The 16,012-nt window shown below is 65.8% G+C and carries 18 protein-coding genes; 5 read left to right on the forward strand and 13 right to left on the reverse strand.

All coding sequences use genetic code 11. The features are described from left to right. Window positions 1–127: 127 nt before the first annotated feature. The 3 genes from lysA to argH all read right to left on the reverse strand — a co-directional run bounded on the left by lysA (window position 128) and on the right by argH (window position 3,152). The gene (gene lysA / locus AAC645_RS15250; protein WP_340317247.1) at window positions 128–1,399 is read right to left on the reverse strand and encodes a diaminopimelate decarboxylase; all 1,272 of its coding nucleotides are present in this window, start codon (window positions 1,397–1,399) and stop codon (window positions 128–130) included. Between the two features lie 131 nt (window positions 1,400–1,530). Further along, window positions 1,531–1,776 (reverse strand): hypothetical protein, encoded by a 246-nt coding sequence (locus AAC645_RS15255; RefSeq protein WP_340317249.1) that lies wholly within the window; start codon window positions 1,774–1,776, stop codon window positions 1,531–1,533. Next, a complete protein-coding gene (gene argH / locus AAC645_RS15260; RefSeq protein WP_340317251.1) occupies window positions 1,773–3,152 on the reverse strand; it encodes an argininosuccinate lyase in 1,380 nt (459 codons plus the stop codon). Before argH ends, AAC645_RS15255 begins: the two co-directional genes overlap by 4 nt. 16 nt (window positions 3,153–3,168) lie before the next feature. On the opposite strand from argH, the gene AAC645_RS15265 reads away from it, so the two are divergent. Beyond that, the gene (locus AAC645_RS15265; protein WP_340317253.1) at window positions 3,169–3,720 is read left to right on the forward strand and encodes a TlpA family protein disulfide reductase; all 552 of its coding nucleotides are present in this window, start codon (window positions 3,169–3,171) and stop codon (window positions 3,718–3,720) included. Window positions 3,721–3,831: 111 nt separating this feature from the next. Further along, a complete protein-coding gene (locus AAC645_RS15270) occupies window positions 3,832–4,566 on the forward strand; it encodes a DODA-type extradiol aromatic ring-opening family dioxygenase (RefSeq protein WP_422785843.1) in 735 nt (244 codons plus the stop codon). On the opposite strand, the gene AAC645_RS15275 is transcribed toward AAC645_RS15270, so the two are convergent. From AAC645_RS15275 to AAC645_RS15290, 4 genes are all read right to left on the reverse strand, one after another. After that, window positions 4,546–5,160, reverse strand: coding sequence for a DedA family protein (locus tag AAC645_RS15275; protein ID WP_340317257.1), 615 nt, complete (start codon window positions 5,158–5,160; stop codon window positions 4,546–4,548). The two genes, AAC645_RS15270 and AAC645_RS15275, sit on opposite strands and share 21 nt — an antisense overlap. Before the next feature lie 123 nt (window positions 5,161–5,283). Beyond that, window positions 5,284–6,240 carry a glutaminase gene (locus tag AAC645_RS15280; RefSeq protein ID WP_340317259.1) on the reverse strand — a complete coding sequence of 319 codons (957 nt, stop codon included), beginning with the start codon at window positions 6,238–6,240 and terminating at the stop codon, window positions 5,284–5,286. Window positions 6,241–6,288: 48 nt separating this feature from the next. Then, window positions 6,289–7,404, reverse strand: a complete 1,116-nt coding sequence (gene dnaN / locus AAC645_RS15285; RefSeq protein ID WP_340317261.1) for a DNA polymerase III subunit beta — start codon at window positions 7,402–7,404, stop codon at window positions 6,289–6,291. A gap of 185 nt (window positions 7,405–7,589) precedes the next feature. Next, window positions 7,590–8,156: an outer membrane protein gene (locus tag AAC645_RS15290; protein ID WP_340317263.1), complete on the reverse strand. Its 567-nt coding sequence runs from the start codon at window positions 8,154–8,156 to the stop codon at window positions 7,590–7,592. A gap of 150 nt (window positions 8,157–8,306) precedes the next feature. Between AAC645_RS15290 and AAC645_RS15295 the strand changes: the two genes are divergently transcribed. Continuing rightward, entirely contained in the window at window positions 8,307–8,795 is a 489-nt protein-coding gene (locus tag AAC645_RS15295; RefSeq protein ID WP_340317342.1) for a hypothetical protein, read from the forward strand. Between the two features lie 17 nt (window positions 8,796–8,812). On the opposite strand, the gene AAC645_RS15300 is transcribed toward AAC645_RS15295, so the two are convergent. From AAC645_RS15300 to AAC645_RS15320, 6 genes are all read right to left on the reverse strand, one after another. Then, the gene (locus AAC645_RS15300) at window positions 8,813–9,070 is read right to left on the reverse strand and encodes a BrnA antitoxin family protein (RefSeq protein ID WP_340317265.1); all 258 of its coding nucleotides are present in this window, start codon (window positions 9,068–9,070) and stop codon (window positions 8,813–8,815) included. Next, entirely contained in the window at window positions 9,024–9,302 is a 279-nt protein-coding gene (locus tag AAC645_RS20485) for a BrnT family toxin (protein WP_422785844.1), read from the reverse strand. The genes AAC645_RS15300 and AAC645_RS20485 overlap by 47 nt, the downstream gene beginning before the upstream one ends. Window positions 9,303–9,485: 183 nt before the next feature. After that, complete coding sequence (locus AAC645_RS15305) at window positions 9,486–11,888, reverse strand: ligase-associated DNA damage response DEXH box helicase (RefSeq protein WP_340317267.1); 2,403 nt, start codon at window positions 11,886–11,888, stop codon at window positions 9,486–9,488. Between the two features lie 123 nt (window positions 11,889–12,011). Continuing rightward, entirely contained in the window at window positions 12,012–13,394 is a 1,383-nt protein-coding gene (gene pgmG, locus AAC645_RS15310) for a phosphoglucomutase/phosphomannomutase PgmG (protein WP_340317269.1), read from the reverse strand. A gap of 44 nt (window positions 13,395–13,438) precedes the next feature. Then, entirely contained in the window at window positions 13,439–13,837 is a 399-nt protein-coding gene (locus AAC645_RS15315) for a J domain-containing protein (protein WP_340317271.1), read from the reverse strand. Next, complete coding sequence (locus tag AAC645_RS15320) at window positions 13,834–14,625, reverse strand: division plane positioning ATPase MipZ (protein ID WP_340317273.1); 792 nt, start codon at window positions 14,623–14,625, stop codon at window positions 13,834–13,836. The genes AAC645_RS15315 and AAC645_RS15320 overlap by 4 nt, the downstream gene beginning before the upstream one ends. Window positions 14,626–14,737: 112 nt before the next feature. Between AAC645_RS15320 and panC the strand changes: the two genes are divergently transcribed. Then, entirely contained in the window at window positions 14,738–15,580 is an 843-nt protein-coding gene (gene panC / locus AAC645_RS15325; RefSeq protein WP_340317275.1) for a pantoate--beta-alanine ligase, read from the forward strand. Window positions 15,581–15,714: 134 nt separating this feature from the next. After that, window positions 15,715–16,011 (forward strand): hypothetical protein, encoded by a 297-nt coding sequence (locus AAC645_RS15330; RefSeq protein ID WP_340317277.1) that lies wholly within the window; start codon window positions 15,715–15,717, stop codon window positions 16,009–16,011. Window position 16,012: the final 1 nt, after the last annotated feature.

Raw genomic sequence — 16,012 nt, forward strand, 5'->3', positions numbered from 1 at the left:
GGTAGCGGGAAGGAAACGGGTGCCGAATCCGGCGACGGGGAAAATGGCCTTACGGACGGGCTTCATGCGGGCTCCATTTTTACGATCGCCCAGCAGGCGGGCTACCCAAGAAATCGTGACGAACCATCTAGATCCACGGCGGCAGCTTGTCGGCTGCGATCAGCGCCTCGATCGGCTGCCTCTCCCTGACCACGGCCCACTGGTCGCCGCGGACCAGCACTTCGGGGGTCAACGCCCTCGAATTATAGGTGTTGCCCATGGTCGCACCATAGGCGCCCGCCGTCATGAAGGTGACGAGGTCGCCCGGCTCGACGCTGTTCATAACCCGGTTCTTGGCGAAAGTATCGCCGCTTTCACAGATGGGGCCGACGATATTGGCCGTCATAGTGCCATTGTTGGGCGTAACGCCGCGAATGTCGTGCCAGGCGTCGTAGAGGCTGGGCCGCATCAGGTCGTTCATCGCGGCGTCGACGATGACGAACGGATCGGTGACACCCTGCTTCACGCGAATTACCCGACTGAGCAGCACGCCGGCATTGCCGACGATCACCCGACCCGGTTCGAACAGGAGGCGCACCTTCCAGCCGCGCGTCACCTCGCCCACCATCGCGCCATAGGCGGAGGGCAGCGGCGGGACCGGCTTGGCCGGATCGTAAGGCACGCCCAGCCCGCCGCCCAGATCGGCGGTGGCGATGGCGTGGCCGGCGGCGCGAAGCTCCGCGATCAGCGCCCCTATCTTCTCGAAGGCGGCGCGCGATGGGCCGAGATCGGTGAGCTGGCTGCCGATATGGACGGCGACGCCGCGAATCTCCAGGCCCGGCAGTTCGGCCGCGCGTGCATAGGCTGCACGCGCGCGATCATAGGCAACGCCGAATTTGTCCTCCGAACCGCCGGTCGAGATCTTGGCATGGGTGCCGGCGACGACATTGGGATTGATGCGGAAGGCGATCGGCGCCCTTACCCCCATCGCCATGGCGACCTCGGACAGCATCTCCGCCTCCGGTTCGGACTCGATGTTGAACTGGAAGATGCCTTCCTCAAGGGCGAGCCGCATCTCCTCGGCGGTCTTGCCGACGCCCGAAAAGACGATCCGGTCAGCTGCGATTCCGGCCGCTCGGGCGCGCAGCAGCTCGCCCCCCGAGACGACGTCGGCGCCGAGCCCGGCGCGCGCCAGCGTTGCCAGCACCGCGCGGTTGGGATTGGCCTTCACCGCAAAGGCGATCAGCGGACCATCGGCGCCCGACTCCACCTCCGCCAGCGCCGCCCTGAAGACCGCGACGTGGCGCTCGATGGTTGCGGTCGAATAGACATAGACCGGCGTACCGACCGCATCGGCGATCGTGGGCAGGGGCACGTCCTCAGCGTGGAGCACGCCGTCCTTGATGTTGAAATGGTCCATGAGGTTCCCGTTATTCCCGTCATCCCGGCGGAGGCCGGAATCTCAGGAGAGCTTGGCAAGGCGCGAATCCACCCCTGACGACCGAGATCCCCGCCTCCGCCGGGATGACGATGTATGGCAGGAGTGGCCGGTCAACCTGGAGGGGGCAGGTTGAAGCGATCGTCGGGGCGTTCTTCCGACCGGCGCAGCACATCGTCGCTGCGGCCGGGGCGCGTCTCGACCGGCGGCGTGAGCAGCTGGTCGACGCTGGGTTGCGCGGCCGCGGTCGCGGGCTTGGGCGGCAGCGCATGGCCGTCGACGGGACGCAGCGCATCGCGCTTGCCGCAGGCGGCGAGGCCAAGCAGCGCCAGCGTGGCGATGATCATGCGGGTCTTCATTCGCGGTCCAATCCCAATGCGGCGCCGGCTTCGGCGATCCGCGCGCGAACCTGTTCGGGTGCGGTGCCGCCGTGGCTCGCGCGGCTCGCCACCGAGGCGTCGACCGACAGCGCCGCATAGACGCGGTCATCGATTCGCGTATCTATCGCCCGCAGCGCTTCGATCGGCAGCTTGTCGAGCGCCAGCCCCTCGTGCTCGGCCAGTTTCACCGCGGTACCGGTAATGTGGTGCGCCTCGCGGAACGGGATATCGGCGACTCGCACCAGCCAGTCTGCCAGGTCGGTTGCGGTCGAGAAGCCGGCTTCGGCGGCAGCGCGCAGCCGGGGCACGACGAACTCGCAGGTCTCGATCATCCCGGTCATTGCCGCGATCGACAGCGCAAGCAGATCGTGCGCCTCGAATACCGGCGGCTTGTCGTCCTGCATGTCCTTCGAATAGGCAAGCGGCAGCCCCTTCATCGTCATCACCAACGCGGTCATGCAGCCGGCGATGCGCCCCGAATGGCCACGCACCAACTCGGCCGCGTCGGGGTTACGCTTCTGCGGCATGATCGATGAGCCGGTCGAGTAGCTGTCGGGCAACTTGACGAAGCCATAGGGCTGGCTGGCCCAGATGATGAACTCCTCGGCCAGCCGGGACAGGTGAAGGCTGAGTTGGGTCGCCGCCATCAGATAATCGAGGGCGAAGTCCCGGTCCGACACCGAATCGAGCGAATTGGCGGTGGGGCCATCGAAGCCGAGCGCCTTTGCGGTCATCTCGCGATCGATCGGAAAGCCGGTGCCGGCCAGCGCGGCCGCGCCGAGCGGCGAGCGGTTGAGCCGCGTGCGGGCATCGGCGAACCGGCTGCGGTCGCGCGATACCATCTCATAATAGGCCATCAGGTGATGGCCGAGGGTGACGGGCTGGGCGACCTGCAGATGGGTGAAGCCCGGCATCACGCTGGCGGCATGTTCGGCGGCGCGGGTGACCAGCGCGGCCTGCAGCGCCGACAGCCCGGCGTCGACCGCGTCGATGGCGTCGCGCACCCATAGCTTGAAGTCGGTCGCGACCTGGTCGTTGCGCGACCGCGCGGTGTGGAGACGGCCGGCGGGCGCGCCGATAAGCTCGGCCAGCCGCCCTTCGGTCGCCATGTGGATGTCTTCGAGGGCCAGGTCGACCGGAACGCCTTGGGTGCGATATTCCTCGGCGATGGTGTCGAGCCCTGCGGAAATCGCAGCGGCATCGGCTTCGCTGACGATATTCTGCCGGGCGAGCATCGCGACGTGCGCCTTTGACCCGGCGATGTCCTGCTGCCAAAGCCGCTTGTCGAAGGGTATCGAAGCGTTAATCTCGCGCATCACCGCGGCGGGCCCTTCAGCGAAGCGCCCTCCCCACATCTTGTTGGAGCTATCCGTGCGGCCGTTGATTGCCTGTCTCCTCGCATTGGCGCTGGCCGCCTGCGATAGTAAACCGCAAAGCCCCCCGCAAGGCGGGGTGCCCACCGAATCGGTCGGCAGGATCGATATATCGCAGCGCGGCAAGGAAATGCCCGCCATTCCGTTCAGCGGCCCCGGCGGCGGACCAGCGACGCTCACTCAATTCCGTGGCAAGCCGCTGATGGTCAACCTCTGGGCGACCTGGTGCGCGCCCTGCATTGCCGAACTGCCGGCGCTCGATGCGATCGCCACGAAGGAGGCAGATCGCTTCCGCCTGATCACGGTCAGCCAGGATCTCGAGGGCGCCAAGGTGATTGCGCCCTTCTTCCAGAAGAAGGGCTTCAAGGCGCTCAGCCAATATGCCGACCAGCAGAATGTGCTGATGACGGCGTTCGGCACCGACACCCTACCGACGACGATCTTCTTCGATGCGCAGGGCAAGGAACTGTGGCGGGTCTATGGGGCGATGGACTGGCATGGCGCAGCGGCGAAGAAGCTGATCGACGACGCGGTGGGCGGGCCGGCCTAGCCCGCCGCAAACGGCCGTGCGGCTTGAAAGATCGGGTGCCGTAACCATCTCCTGTCCATGGCCCGGCAACCCAGCCTCTATATACCGCATGGCGGCGGACCATGCTTCTTCATGGATGACCCGGATGGCGTCTGGACAGGCATGGAAGCGTTCCTGCGCGACTTACCCCGGATGCTGCCGGAAAGACCGCGATCGATCCTGATCGTCTCGGGGCATTGGGAAACCGAGGGCTTCCGGTTTACCGCCGCCACGCGGCCGCCGCTGATCTTCGATTATCGCGGCTTCCCGCCACATACCTACGAACTGCGCTACGATGTTCCCGGCGACCCGGCATTGGCCAGGCGCGCGGCGGAACTGCTGCGGGCGGCAGGATATGATTCGGATATCGATGCAGACCGCGGGCTCGATCATGGCGTGTTCGTCCCGCTCAAGGTCGCCTTTCCGGATGCGGACATCCCGGTGGTCGAGATGTCGCTGGACCGGCAGCTCGATCCTGTCCTTGCCTATCGCGCGGGTCGTGCGCTCCGGCCGCTCCGCGACGAGGGGGTGCTGATCCTGGGCGCTGGGATGAGCTTTCACAACCTGCCGGCCTATCGCCGGGCCGAAGCTGCCGAGCCGTCGCTTGCCTTTGACAACTGGCTGAGTGGGGTCGTGGAGGGCGCTCCGGCCGATCGCGAGGCGGGGCTTGGCGGCTGGGTCAATGCTCCGGCGGCGCGCTTCGCCCATCCGCGCGAGGAGCATCTGCTGCCGCTGATGGTAGCCGCCGGCGCTTCGAACGGGCCGGGCGAGCGCGTCTATGGCGAGGTGGTGATGAACACGATGATCTCAGGATTCCGCTTCGATTGACGGCAGGTGGAACGGCTCATTGAGCCGTTCGCGCCGCCTCTTCTGCTGCCGACGCCAGAGCAGCCAGAGCAGGAAGCACGTTCCGGGGATCGGGAAGGCGATCATCAGCTCCGTCTTGTAGGGCGCGAGCGCGGCAAGCATGCGGTCCACCGCAGGCCCGAAGATGAAGCCGATGGTGGTGAACACCGCCGACCAAATGATGCAGGCCAGCCCGTTCAGCGCAGCGAAGCGCCGGAGCGGGATGGAGCTCAGACCGATCGCGATCGGGCTCACGGTACGCAGTCCATAGAGGAAACGGAAAACCAGGATGTAGGCGGTGGGATAGCGTTCGATGAAGCCCACCGCCCGCGCGAAGGCGGGCTTCTGGCGGGCGTGGGTGACGAACGGCCGGTCCCTGAAGCGGCGGCCCACCTGGAAGAACAGCTCATCGGCAAAGAAGGCGCCGAAGGCGGTGGCGAGGAAGGCCGCCCAGGCCGGAAAGATTCCACGATGCGCCATCACCCCGCCGGCAATCGCGGCGGTCTCGCCTTCGAAACCGGCCCCCAGCGCGATTGCCCAGGGGCCGATGTCCTGCACGAGCTGATCGAAACTCATATGTCCGTGATGCCCGATGCGAGGAAGGAGGCGCGCCTGACGCGCGAGCCGGCATAGCGGACCCAACCGGTCACGTCATCCCGGCGCAGGCCGGTGCTTATTGGCGACGGGCCATAGCGCGTCTCAGCCCGGTTCGCGCTGGTTGAACACGGACCAGCCGGTCGCCACCGCCAGCCGTTCCAGCGCCAGCGATCCAAGTGTCGAGTTGCCGCGGTCGTTCAGTCCCGGCGACCAGACCGCGATCGAGGCGACGCCCGGTACCACCGTCAATATGCCGCCGCCGACCCCCGACTTGCCGGGAATGCCGACGCGGAAGGCGAACTCGCCCGAGCCGTCATAATGCCCGCACAGCATCATCAGCGCATTGATCCGGCGCGCGCGCATCGGCGACACCACGTTGAAGCCGGTATCGGGATGCTGGCCCTCGAGCATCAGATAGCGGCCGGCCATCGCCAGCTGCTTGCAGTTCATCGCCAGCGCGCATTGGTGAAAATAGACGCCCAGCACCTGATCGACCGGATGGTGGAGGTTGCCGAAGGCCCGCATGTAATTGGCGAGCGCAGCATTGCGGAAGCCGGTATCGGCCTCCCCCTGCGCCACTTCATTGTCGATGGTGATGCTGTCGTCGCCGCTGACCTCGCGCATGAAGCGCAATATCTCGGCTATGGCTTCCTTGGGTTCATGTCCGGCCAGCACGACGTCCGAGACGACGATCGCACCGGCGTTGATGAACGGATTGCGGGGGATGCCATGCTCGGCCTCGAGCTGGACGATCGAGTTGAAGGCATTGCCCGACGGTTCGCGGCCGACCCGCTTCCACAGCGCGTCGCCGACCTTGCCCAGCGCCATCGTCAGCGCGAACACTTTCGATACCGACTGGATCGAGAAGGACATGTCGGCATCGCCCGCCGCGTACATCCTGCCGTCATGGGTGGCGATGGCTATCCCGAAATGCTTGGGATCGACCCGCGCCAGACCGGGGATATAGTCGGCGACCTTGCCGCGATCCTCGTGCTGCGCCATTTCGTCGGCGATGCGGCGGACGAGCCCGTCCAGATCGGGAGCGACCGTCAGCGGCATGTCAGTCCCTCCCCCCGGTGGAAATCTCTATTCTCTTATTGCGCCGTGTCAGACCCGCATCGGCATGAGGACGTAGAGCGCGGCCGCCTTGTCATTCTCGCGGATCAAGGTCGGTGCTGCGGCGTCGGCGAGGTGGACTTCGACGATGTCGCCTTCGATCTGACCGAGGATGTCGAGCAGGTAGCGCGCGTTGAAGCCGATCTCGAAGCCGGCAGCGCTATAGTCGCCGGAGACTTCCTCGGCGGCGGTGCCGTTTTCCGGGCTGGTCACCGACAGCGTGATCTTGTCGCGCTCGAGCGCCATCTTGACCGCGCGGGTCTTCTCCGACGCAATCGTCGCGACACGGTCGACGCCGTCCATGAAGCTCTTCGGATCGAGCTTGAGCAGCTTGTCGTTCGCGGTCGGGATCACCCGGTTATAATCGGGGAAGGTGCCGTCGATCAGCTTGGAGGTGAGGATCGCGGTGCCGAGGCCGAACCGGATCTTGGTCGACGACAGCGAGATGCCGACCGAGCCGTCGACCTCATCGAGCAGCTTGCGCAGCTCGCCCACGCATTTGCGCGGAATGATGATGTCGGGCATCCCTTCGGCGCCGTCGGGGCGGGCGATGGTGACGCGGGCAAGGCGGTGGCCGTCGGTGGCTGCCGCCTTGAGCACCGGTGCTGCGCCGTCGTCCTGGACGTGGAAGAAGATGCCATTGAGATAATAGCGGGTTTCTTCGGTCGAGATCGCGAAGCGGGTCTTGTCGATCAGTTGCTTGAGCGTCTCGGCAGGCAGCTCGAACCGGGTCGGCAGCTCGCCCTCGGCGATCATCGGAAAATCGTCCTTGGGCAACGTCTGCAGGTTGAACCGCGCACGGCCGGCGACGACCAGCATCTTGCCGTCGGCGGCGGAGAGCTGGACCTGGCTACCCTCGGGCAGCTTGCGGGCGATGTCGAACAGCGTGTGGGCGGATACGGTGATCGCCCCCGGCTGGTCGATCGCGGCAGCCACCACCTCGACGATCTGCAGATCGAGATCGGTCGCCATCAGCCTGAGCGTGCCTTCGGCGGTTGCCTCGATCAGCACGTTGGAGAGGATGGGAATCGTATTGCGGCGTTCGACCACCGACTGGACATGCCCCAGGCTTTTCAGAAGCGTCGCGCGTTCGATCGTTGCCTTCATGGATTGCCCCGGCATCCCCGCTGTTCAAATGGAGCCCGGTTATAGCGCGGCTTTGCCGCCTCGCCAGTGCAAAGGTGCGATTGGCCGGGGATAAATCCCGGTTATCCTTGTCCGCCATGGCGCAGCCACGAAAAAGGGCCGGATCTCCCGCGATCCGGCCCTTCCTCAGAAGCTGGCGCCTTCGATCAGAAGCGGAAGCCGAAGCCCGCAACCACCTGATTGCGCGAGAAGCCCTGCTCGTAGTTCGAGTAGCGATACTCGGCCTTGACGAAGCTGTTCTGGGTCACGGCATATTCCGCGCCGGCGCCCACGCGAACGCCGTCGAAATTCTGGCTGCCGCGGACGCGGGTGGTGCCGTCGTCGAGCGAGCCGGTGGCGCGGGCGTTGGTGTAGCCGGCTTTCGCGTACAGCAGCGTCTTGCCACCCACGACGGTGCCGATCCGGCCGCCGACATAAAGATCACGGCCAGCCTTGGCGCAGAGGCGCGGATCGGCGGGCGTGCGCGAGCCGACACAGGCTTTGGCGGTCGAATCGGCGACTTCGCCTTCGACGCCGACCAAGCCCATACCGGTCTGGAAATCATATCCGGCGCCGAGCCCGTAGGTCACGGCGTCATCACGACCGTTGTTGGAAACGCGGTCCCAGCCGGCAAGGCCTTCGACGCGGGCCCCGGTGAAGGGAGCCTGGTCCTGGGCAAGGGCGGGGGCTGCTGCGCTGGCCGCGAACAGGGCGGCGACAACGATGCTACGCATTGTATAACTCCATCTATAACCTCGTCCCCGGAAGGATGTTGGGGACGTGGGGGGCCTAGTGCACGAACCGGAAGGCGGTTGCATGAACCTCACATAAACAGCCAAAAATGTTGCATTTCTGCCACTTTCGAAAGGTCGGGGTTGACAAGAATTGGGGTCCGGATTTTCTGGCTGCTTTGCCTGCCGCTGCTCGTTTCGGCGGCGCCGCCGGGCCGGGTGGCGCTCGGAATTTTTTCTGGCTGGGGCGCCTTTCGCGACACCGATCCGCCGCGCTGCTATGCGATCGCTACGCCGGAACGGCGCGGTGGCGGCACATGGCAGAGCTTCGCCTCCGTGGCGATCTGGCCGCGCCAGGGCATCAGCGGGCAAATCCATTTCAGGCTGCGCGAACCGCGCGCACGCAACAGCCCGATCCGGCTGGTCTTCGGCGACAGAAGCTTCCCGCTCGTCGCGGCCAGCGTCGACGCCTGGGCGCCCGACGCCCGCGCCGACGCAGCGATCATCGCGACGATGCGGAGCGGCACGTCGATGCGGGTAGCGTGGGTGTCGAAGGATGGCCGCGATCGATCCGACGGCTATCTGCTGAAGGGCGTAGCAACCGCGATCGACGCTGCGGCGATCGGCTGCGCGCGGCGGTAAACAGAGAAAGGCGGCGGTTAGATCCCCGCCGCCTTCCTTAGCTCATCGTTGATGCGCGTTTGCCACTTGGGGCCCGCCCGCTTGAACCAGTCGACTACGTCCTGATCCAGGCGCAACGACACCAGTTTCTTCGTCCGTTCGGACTTCGGACGGCCTCGCTGCACCAATTTGGTACCGATGTACGCATCGGCTTCCTCAAACCAATCCTCGTCGAGGACGGGCTTGCTCTCATCCGCTATCGTTGCGGCGACGGTGGTATCTTTCACGTTCTCCATGATCTGCTTTCCACATCGTGATGATGCGGCGGCTATCTTCTCTCAGCGTCCAAACGACCAAGCACACTTGGCCCCTTGCTTCCCCAATCGAAATATACCGTTCCTCATTATAATTTCTGTCATCTCGCTTCGTGAGATGAAACGCTTCGAAAAGTCCAACCGCGTCATCAAAGTCAATCTGTCTTTCGTTCAGAACTTTGCGACGCTTTTCCTCATCGTAGGTGATCCGCATTTCCTGTTGATCCTATTGGCGACGCCCGCAGGCAACTAGTAAAGGCCATGTTATCGTCCCTATCTCTCTGTCGAGGTATGCAGCAGCCACGAGAGAGGCTGCAGATGCGACCTTCATTGCCGCATTTTTCGTAAATACAATAATCTATAGCGAATGTCAATATTTGTAGATACAACATATCGGCTATTCCCGCATCGCCACCGCGGCCAGCGCATCGGCCTCGATCAGCAGCACGTCGTCGGCCAGGCCCTGCGCCACTGTCTCGCGACCGATCAGCACCAGCACCGGCACCGCCAGAGGCGAGACGCGGTCGAGCTTCACATGGACGATCTTCTCCGCCGCGCGCTCGATCAGCGCGCCGAGGCGTCCGACATCGGTCATCTTGGCGCGGGCGTCGGCCCAGGCGGCGTCGAGCAGGAGATGATCAGGCTCGTAGCGGCGCAGCACGTCGTAGATCAGGTCGGTCGAGAAGGTGACCTGCCGGCCCGACTTCTTCTTGCCGGGATGCTGGCGCTCGACCAGCCCGCCGATCACGGCCACCTCGCGGAAGGCGCGCTTGAGCAATGCCGAACGCTCGACCCAGTCGACGAACTCTTCCTCCAATATGTCGGCGGAAAACAGGCTGGCGGGGTCGGCGACGGGTTCGAGCGAATAGGTGGCGATCGCATAGTCGCTCGATACGAAGCCGAGCGGCGACAGGCCCTGGCTCTCCATCCGCCGGGTCAGCAGCATGCCGAGCGACTGGTGCGCATTCCAGCCCTCGAAGCTGTAGATCACCATATAATGGCGCTTCTCGTGCGGAAAGGTCTCGACCAGCAGCTCGTCGGGCGCGGGCAGGCGCGAGCGGCGGCCCTGTACTTCCAGCCAGTCGCGGACATCGTCGGGGAAGCGCGGCCATTGCGAGGGATCGTGCAGATAGGCGCGCACCCGCTCGGCGAGATGGGTCGAGATCGGCATCCGTGCGCCGCCATAGGTCGGGATGCGCGCGGGTTTGGAGGTCGCGCGGACGATCAGGTCGGTGAGGTCGATCTTCAGCACTTCGAGCGCGAGGCCCATGAAGAAGAAGCAGTCGCCCGGCGACAGGGTGACGCCGAAGCCCTCTTCGACCTTGCCGAGCGATCGGCCATTCTTGAAGCGCACGTCGAGCATCGGCGCCTCGACGATGATGCCGGCGTTCAACCGGTGCTGGAGCGCGAAATTGGGATGGCTCACCCGCCATAGCCCCTCGGGCGTGCGGGTCAGCCGGCGATATTTATCGTAGGCCTTCAGCGCATAGCCGCCATTGGCGATATAGGTGAGGACACGGTCGAACTGCTCCGGGCTCAAGGTCGCGTAAGGCGCGGCGCGGTTGACCTCGGCCAGCATGTCCTCCGCCCGAAACGGACCGGCGCAGGCGACCGCCATGACATGCTGGGCGAGCACGTCGAGCGATCCCGGGCGGAACGGCTCGTTGTCGAGATCGCCCGCCTCGATAGCATCGAGCGCGGCGCGGCCCTCGAGATATTCGAAACGGTTGCCCGGCACGATCACCGCCATACTCGGCTCGTCGAGCCGATGATTGGCGCGGCCGATCCGCTGCAGCAGCCGTGACGCGCCCTTGGGCGCGCCCATCTGGATGACCAGATCGACGTCGCCCCAGTCGACCCCGAGATCGAGGCTGGCGGTCGCGACCAGCGCGCGCAGCCGCCCCTCGGCCATCGCCGCCTCGACCTTGCGGCGCGCTTCCTTGGACAGCGAGCCATGGTGGATGCCGATCGGCAGCCCCATCGCATTGGCCTTCCACAGATCCTGGAAGATCAGCTCGGCCAGGCTGCGGGTGTTGCAGAAGATGATCGTCGTATTGTGGGTCTCGATCTCCGCCATCACCTGCTCGGCGGCGTAGCGCCCCGAATGGCCGGCCCAGGGAATGCGTCCCTCCGGGATGAGGATGTCGATCTGCGGCGGTGCTCCGGGCTCGCCTTCGACCAGCGCGACCCGCTCAAAGTCGCCGTCGCCCGACAGCCAGCCGCGATATGCGTCGACATCGGCGATGGTGGCGGAGAGCGCCACCCGGCGCATATCGGGCGCGAGCGTCGAGATGCGGGCGATGGCGAGCGCGAGCAGGTCGCCGCGCTTGGTGGTGGCGAAGGCGTGGACCTCGTCGACGACGATGGTCTTCAAGGTCGCGAATAGCGTCGCGCTTTCGGGATAGGAGAGCAGCAGGCTCAGCGATTCGGGCGTGGTCAGCAATATCTGCGGCGGCTTCACCCGCTGGCGCGCCTTGCGGTCCGATGGGGTGTCGCCAGTGCGGGTCTCGACGCGGATGGCGAGCCCCATCTCCTCGATCGGCGTCAGCAGGTTGCGCTGGACATCGACTGCCAACGCCTTGAGCGGCGAGACATAGAGGCTGTGCAGCCCTTCCTGCGGATTCTCGATCAGCTCGACAATGGTGGGCAGAAAGCCGGCCAGCGTCTTGCCCGATCCGGTCGGCGCAACGAGCAGCGCGTCGCGTTTGGCGCGTGCGGCGGCAAGCATATCGAGCTGGTGCCGCCGCGGCCCCCAGCCCTTTGCCGCGAACCAGCCGGCAAGGGGGGCGGGGAGATTCACGCCTCCCACCCCACCGTCATTCCAGCGAAAGCTGGAATCTCACTGCCTTCGTGCGGGGAGAGCGAAGCAACAAAAGTGAGATCCCAGCTTTCGCTGGGATGACGTTGACGAAAGGGATTCGATTCAATGCCCCGCCTGCGGACCGCGCTCCAGCCCCGATGCCGCAAGCTGCTCGTCGATCTGCGCGAGCAGCCGGTCGAGGGCGGGCTGGTCCTTCGCCTCGGCGCGCGCGACCAGCACGTCCTGGGTGTTCGATGCGCGCAGCAGCCACCAGCCATCGGCGGTGTTGACCCGTGCTCCGTCGGTGCGGTCGACGGTCGCGCCGCTGGCCTCCAGCCGTTCGAGCACCTCGTCGATCACCTTGAACTTGCGGCTCTCGTCGACCTGGAAGCGCAGCTCCGGGGTGTTGACGAGCTTTGGCATCCTGTCCTTGAGCGCGGTCAGCGATCCGCCGAGCTGGCTGACCGCCTCGATCAGCCGCACCGCCGAATAGAGCGCGTCATCGAAGCCGTACCAGCGATGCTTGAAGAAGATGTGGCCAGACATCTCGCCGGCCAGCGGGCTGCCGGTCTCGGCCATCTTGACCTTGATCAGGCTGTGGCCGGTCTTCCACATGCACGGCGTGCCGCCAAGCTCGGCGACGCGGTCGAACAGTGCCTGGCTGGCCTTCACATCGGCGATGATCGTGCCGCCCGGAACGTCCTTCAGCACCGGTTCGGCCAGGATCGAGAGAATCTGGTCGCCCCAGATCACCCGGCCCTGCCCGTCGATCGCACCGATCCTGTCGGCGTCGCCATCGAAGGCTATGCCGAAGTCGAGGCCCTTGTCGGCGACGAGTTTCTTCAGGTCGGCGAGGTTCTTTTCCTCGGTCGGATCGGGATGATGATGCGGAAAACGGCCGTCGATCTCGGCATAGAGCACATGGTGATCGCCGGGGATTCGCTGGACCAGCTTTTCGAGGATGCGCCCGCCCGCGCCATTGCCATTGTCCCAGCCGATCCTGAAGGCGCTGCCGCTGAAATCCTGTACCAGACGGTCGACATAGAGATCCTCGATCTCGGCGTCGCTGACGGCGCCGCTGCCCTCTTCCCAGTCGCGCTCGGCCGCCATCTGGCCGATCGACTGGATCTGGCCGGCGAAGAAGGGCTTGTGGTGAAGCACCATCTTGAAGCCGTTATAGTCCGCCGGGTTGTGGCTGCCGGTGATCTGGATGCCGCCATCGACTTCGAGCGTCGCCTCGGCGAAGTAGAGCATCGGAGTGGGGCCGAGGCCGGTGCGGACGACATCGACGCCGCTCTCGACCAGGCCGCGCACCAGTTCGTCGCGCAGCGCATCCGAGGAAATCCGCCCGTCCCAGCCGACCGCGACCCGGGTGCCGCCGGCGCGGCGGACATGGGTGGCGAAGCCGCGGCCGATCGCATAGGCGTCGGCGGTTCCCAGCGTCTTCCCCACGATCCCGCGGATGTCATATTCGCGCAGCGAGGTCGGGTCGAAGCGATGGGTCAAATTGTCCTCCATGGAAGGGAAAGGGGCAGCCGAGTGGCGGCGGCTCAACGTGGATAGCGCCTAGCCAGTTCCTCCAGCAAGATATCGCGCGCGGCATTCACGCGCCCGGCCAGATCCGCCGAGCCGCCCTGATCGGGATGAACCCGCGTGACGAGCCGGCGATGCGCGGTGCGGATGCTGTCGGCATCGGCGCCGCTCGAAAGGCCCAGCACGCGGCGCGCTTCCTCGGCGTCCATTGCCCGCGAAGATCGGGCAGGCGCCTGGCTGCGTGCGACAAGCCAGATGCCGGGTAGAAGCAAGGCCAGCGCCGGCCATAGCTCGCCCTTGATAAGCAGGCCGACTCCCGCCAGCGCCGCCGCACCGGCGAACAGCCGATTGCGGTCGAGGCCACGCCCCCAGGTCCACCAGGCAACCGCACCGGCCACCAGCAGGGCGAGGATCATCCAGCGGCGGCCTGATGCTGCGGCCATTGCGACAGGGCGAGCCCCGCAACCATCTCGCGCAGCTCCTGCCGCGCGGCGACATGGGCGATACCGGCATCGCCGCCGATCGCCTTGAGATCGAGCAGGGTCAATCCCTTGGGAAAGAGTTCGCGATAGATGACACGTTCGGACAGGCCGGGGATCACCCGGAATCCGACCCGCTTGGCAAGATCCTGCATCGCCTCGGCGACGCGGCGCATATTGCGCGCCTCGAGATGCTGGAGCCGGTTGCGCAGCAGCACCCAGTCGACCGTGCCGCCGTCGACCCGCCCGCGCGCCTTGCGCGCCTCCCATACCAGCTCGGCATAGAAGCTCGGGCGGCGCACCTTGAAGGTCTCGGGATCGACCTGGCCGATCAGGTCGAGGTCGACGAAGCTGTCGTTGATCGGGGTGACCAGCGTGTCTGCGCGCTCGATCGCGGCGCGGGCATGCTCGTCGTCGCGGCCCGGGGTGTCGATCACCACCACGTCATGATCGGCCGAGAAGGCGGCGATCATATCGGGCAGGACATGGCCGCGCGCCGCATCGAAGGTTTCGAAGGTCGGGGTAGCCAGCGACGTGCCGGTGCGGCGCTCGGTTGCGATCCGGTTTTCGAGATAGCGGCTCAGCGTGCGCTGGCGGGTGTCGAGATCGATCGCGGCAACCCGCTTGCCGGCGGCGGCGAGCGCCACCGCGACATGGACCGAGGTGGTCGATTTCCCCGATCCGCCCTTTTCGTTGGCGAAGACGATCAGATGGGCATTTGGCAAAGCTAATATCCCTTTACCGCACCGCGCTTGATCCCGCGGCCGGCCTTGTCCAAGGAGCGGGCTGGTGCCGCGCTCCACGTCGGTGGAACACAATCCAGGGGGTCTATAGTCGGTGGAAATCGTTCGGAACATAGCCGATCTCCGTGCGGCGGCCGCAAAATTGAGGATAAGTGGCAAAGTCGCGCTGGTTCCGACCATGGGCGCGCTGCATGCCGGCCATATCGCACTGGTCGATGCGGCCCGCGCGCGCGGACACCAGGTGGTGGTCTCGATCTTCGTCAACCCGACCCAGTTCGCCCCGACCGAGGATCTCGATGCCTATCCCCGGCGCGAGGCCGCCGACGCGGCGCTGCTTGAAGCGGCCAACACCGCGGTGCTGTGGGTGCCCGATGTCGCCACCATGTATCCGGCCGGCTTCGCGACGAGCGTGAGCGTCAACGGCGTCAGCGACCGGTGGGACGGAGCTGCCCGTCCTGGCCATTTCGCGGGCGTCGCGACGGTCGTGACCAAGCTGTTCCAGCAGGTGCAGCCCGATGCGGCCTTCTTCGGCGAGAAGGATTTCCAGCAGCTGGCGGTGATCCGGCGCTTCACCGCCGATCTCGACATGCCGATCGAGATCGTCGGCGTGCCGACCCAGCGCGACGACGACGGCCTCGCCCTCTCCTCGCGCAACGCCTATCTCAGTCCCGAGGAGCGCATCGCCGCCCGCGCCCTGCCCCGCGCGCTGGGCGAGGCGGCGGCGGCGATCGGGCGCGGCGGCGATGTCGCGACGGCGTTGGCGGCGGCAGTGGCCCGACTGGCCGAGGCTGGGTTCGAGCCGGTCGACTATGTGGCGCTGGTCGACGCCGCGACGCTCGAGCCGATCGAGCGACTGCGGGGGCCGGCACGGCTGCTTGCCGCGGCGAAGCTGGGCCGAACGCGGCTGATCGATAATCTGGCGGTGAGCCCGCACTGACCCTTTCCCTTCCAAGGGAGGGTAGGAAAAGCGGTATAGTTTTTAAAACTCATCCCCATCGCGCCGTTAACTCTGTTGGGACGGGGGTCCGCCAGCAAGGACCGCCACGCTCCCGCGGTTGATTGGAGCGAGATATGACTCACAGTCTCAAGACGCAGCAATTCCTTGCCGAATCGCGCCTGCGGGATGCGATGGCCGGCGACATCGACGCCTGCTTCGAGCTCGGCGTCTCCTTCTCGGCCGGTGCCGACGGTTGCCCGCTCGACCTGATCGCGGCCCACAAATGGTTCAATATCGCGGCCCTCGGCGGCAACAGCCGCGCGATGGAATGCCGCGCCGAGATCGCCGAGGACATGACCGCCCGCGAAATCATCGAAGCGCAGCGCCAGGCGCGCGCGATGCTCGGCTTCGCAAACCGGCTGGCTGCCTGAG

This window comes from Rhizorhabdus argentea (assembly GCF_037861105.1).
GTDB classification, from domain to species: Bacteria; Pseudomonadota; Alphaproteobacteria; order Sphingomonadales; family Sphingomonadaceae; genus Rhizorhabdus; species Rhizorhabdus argentea.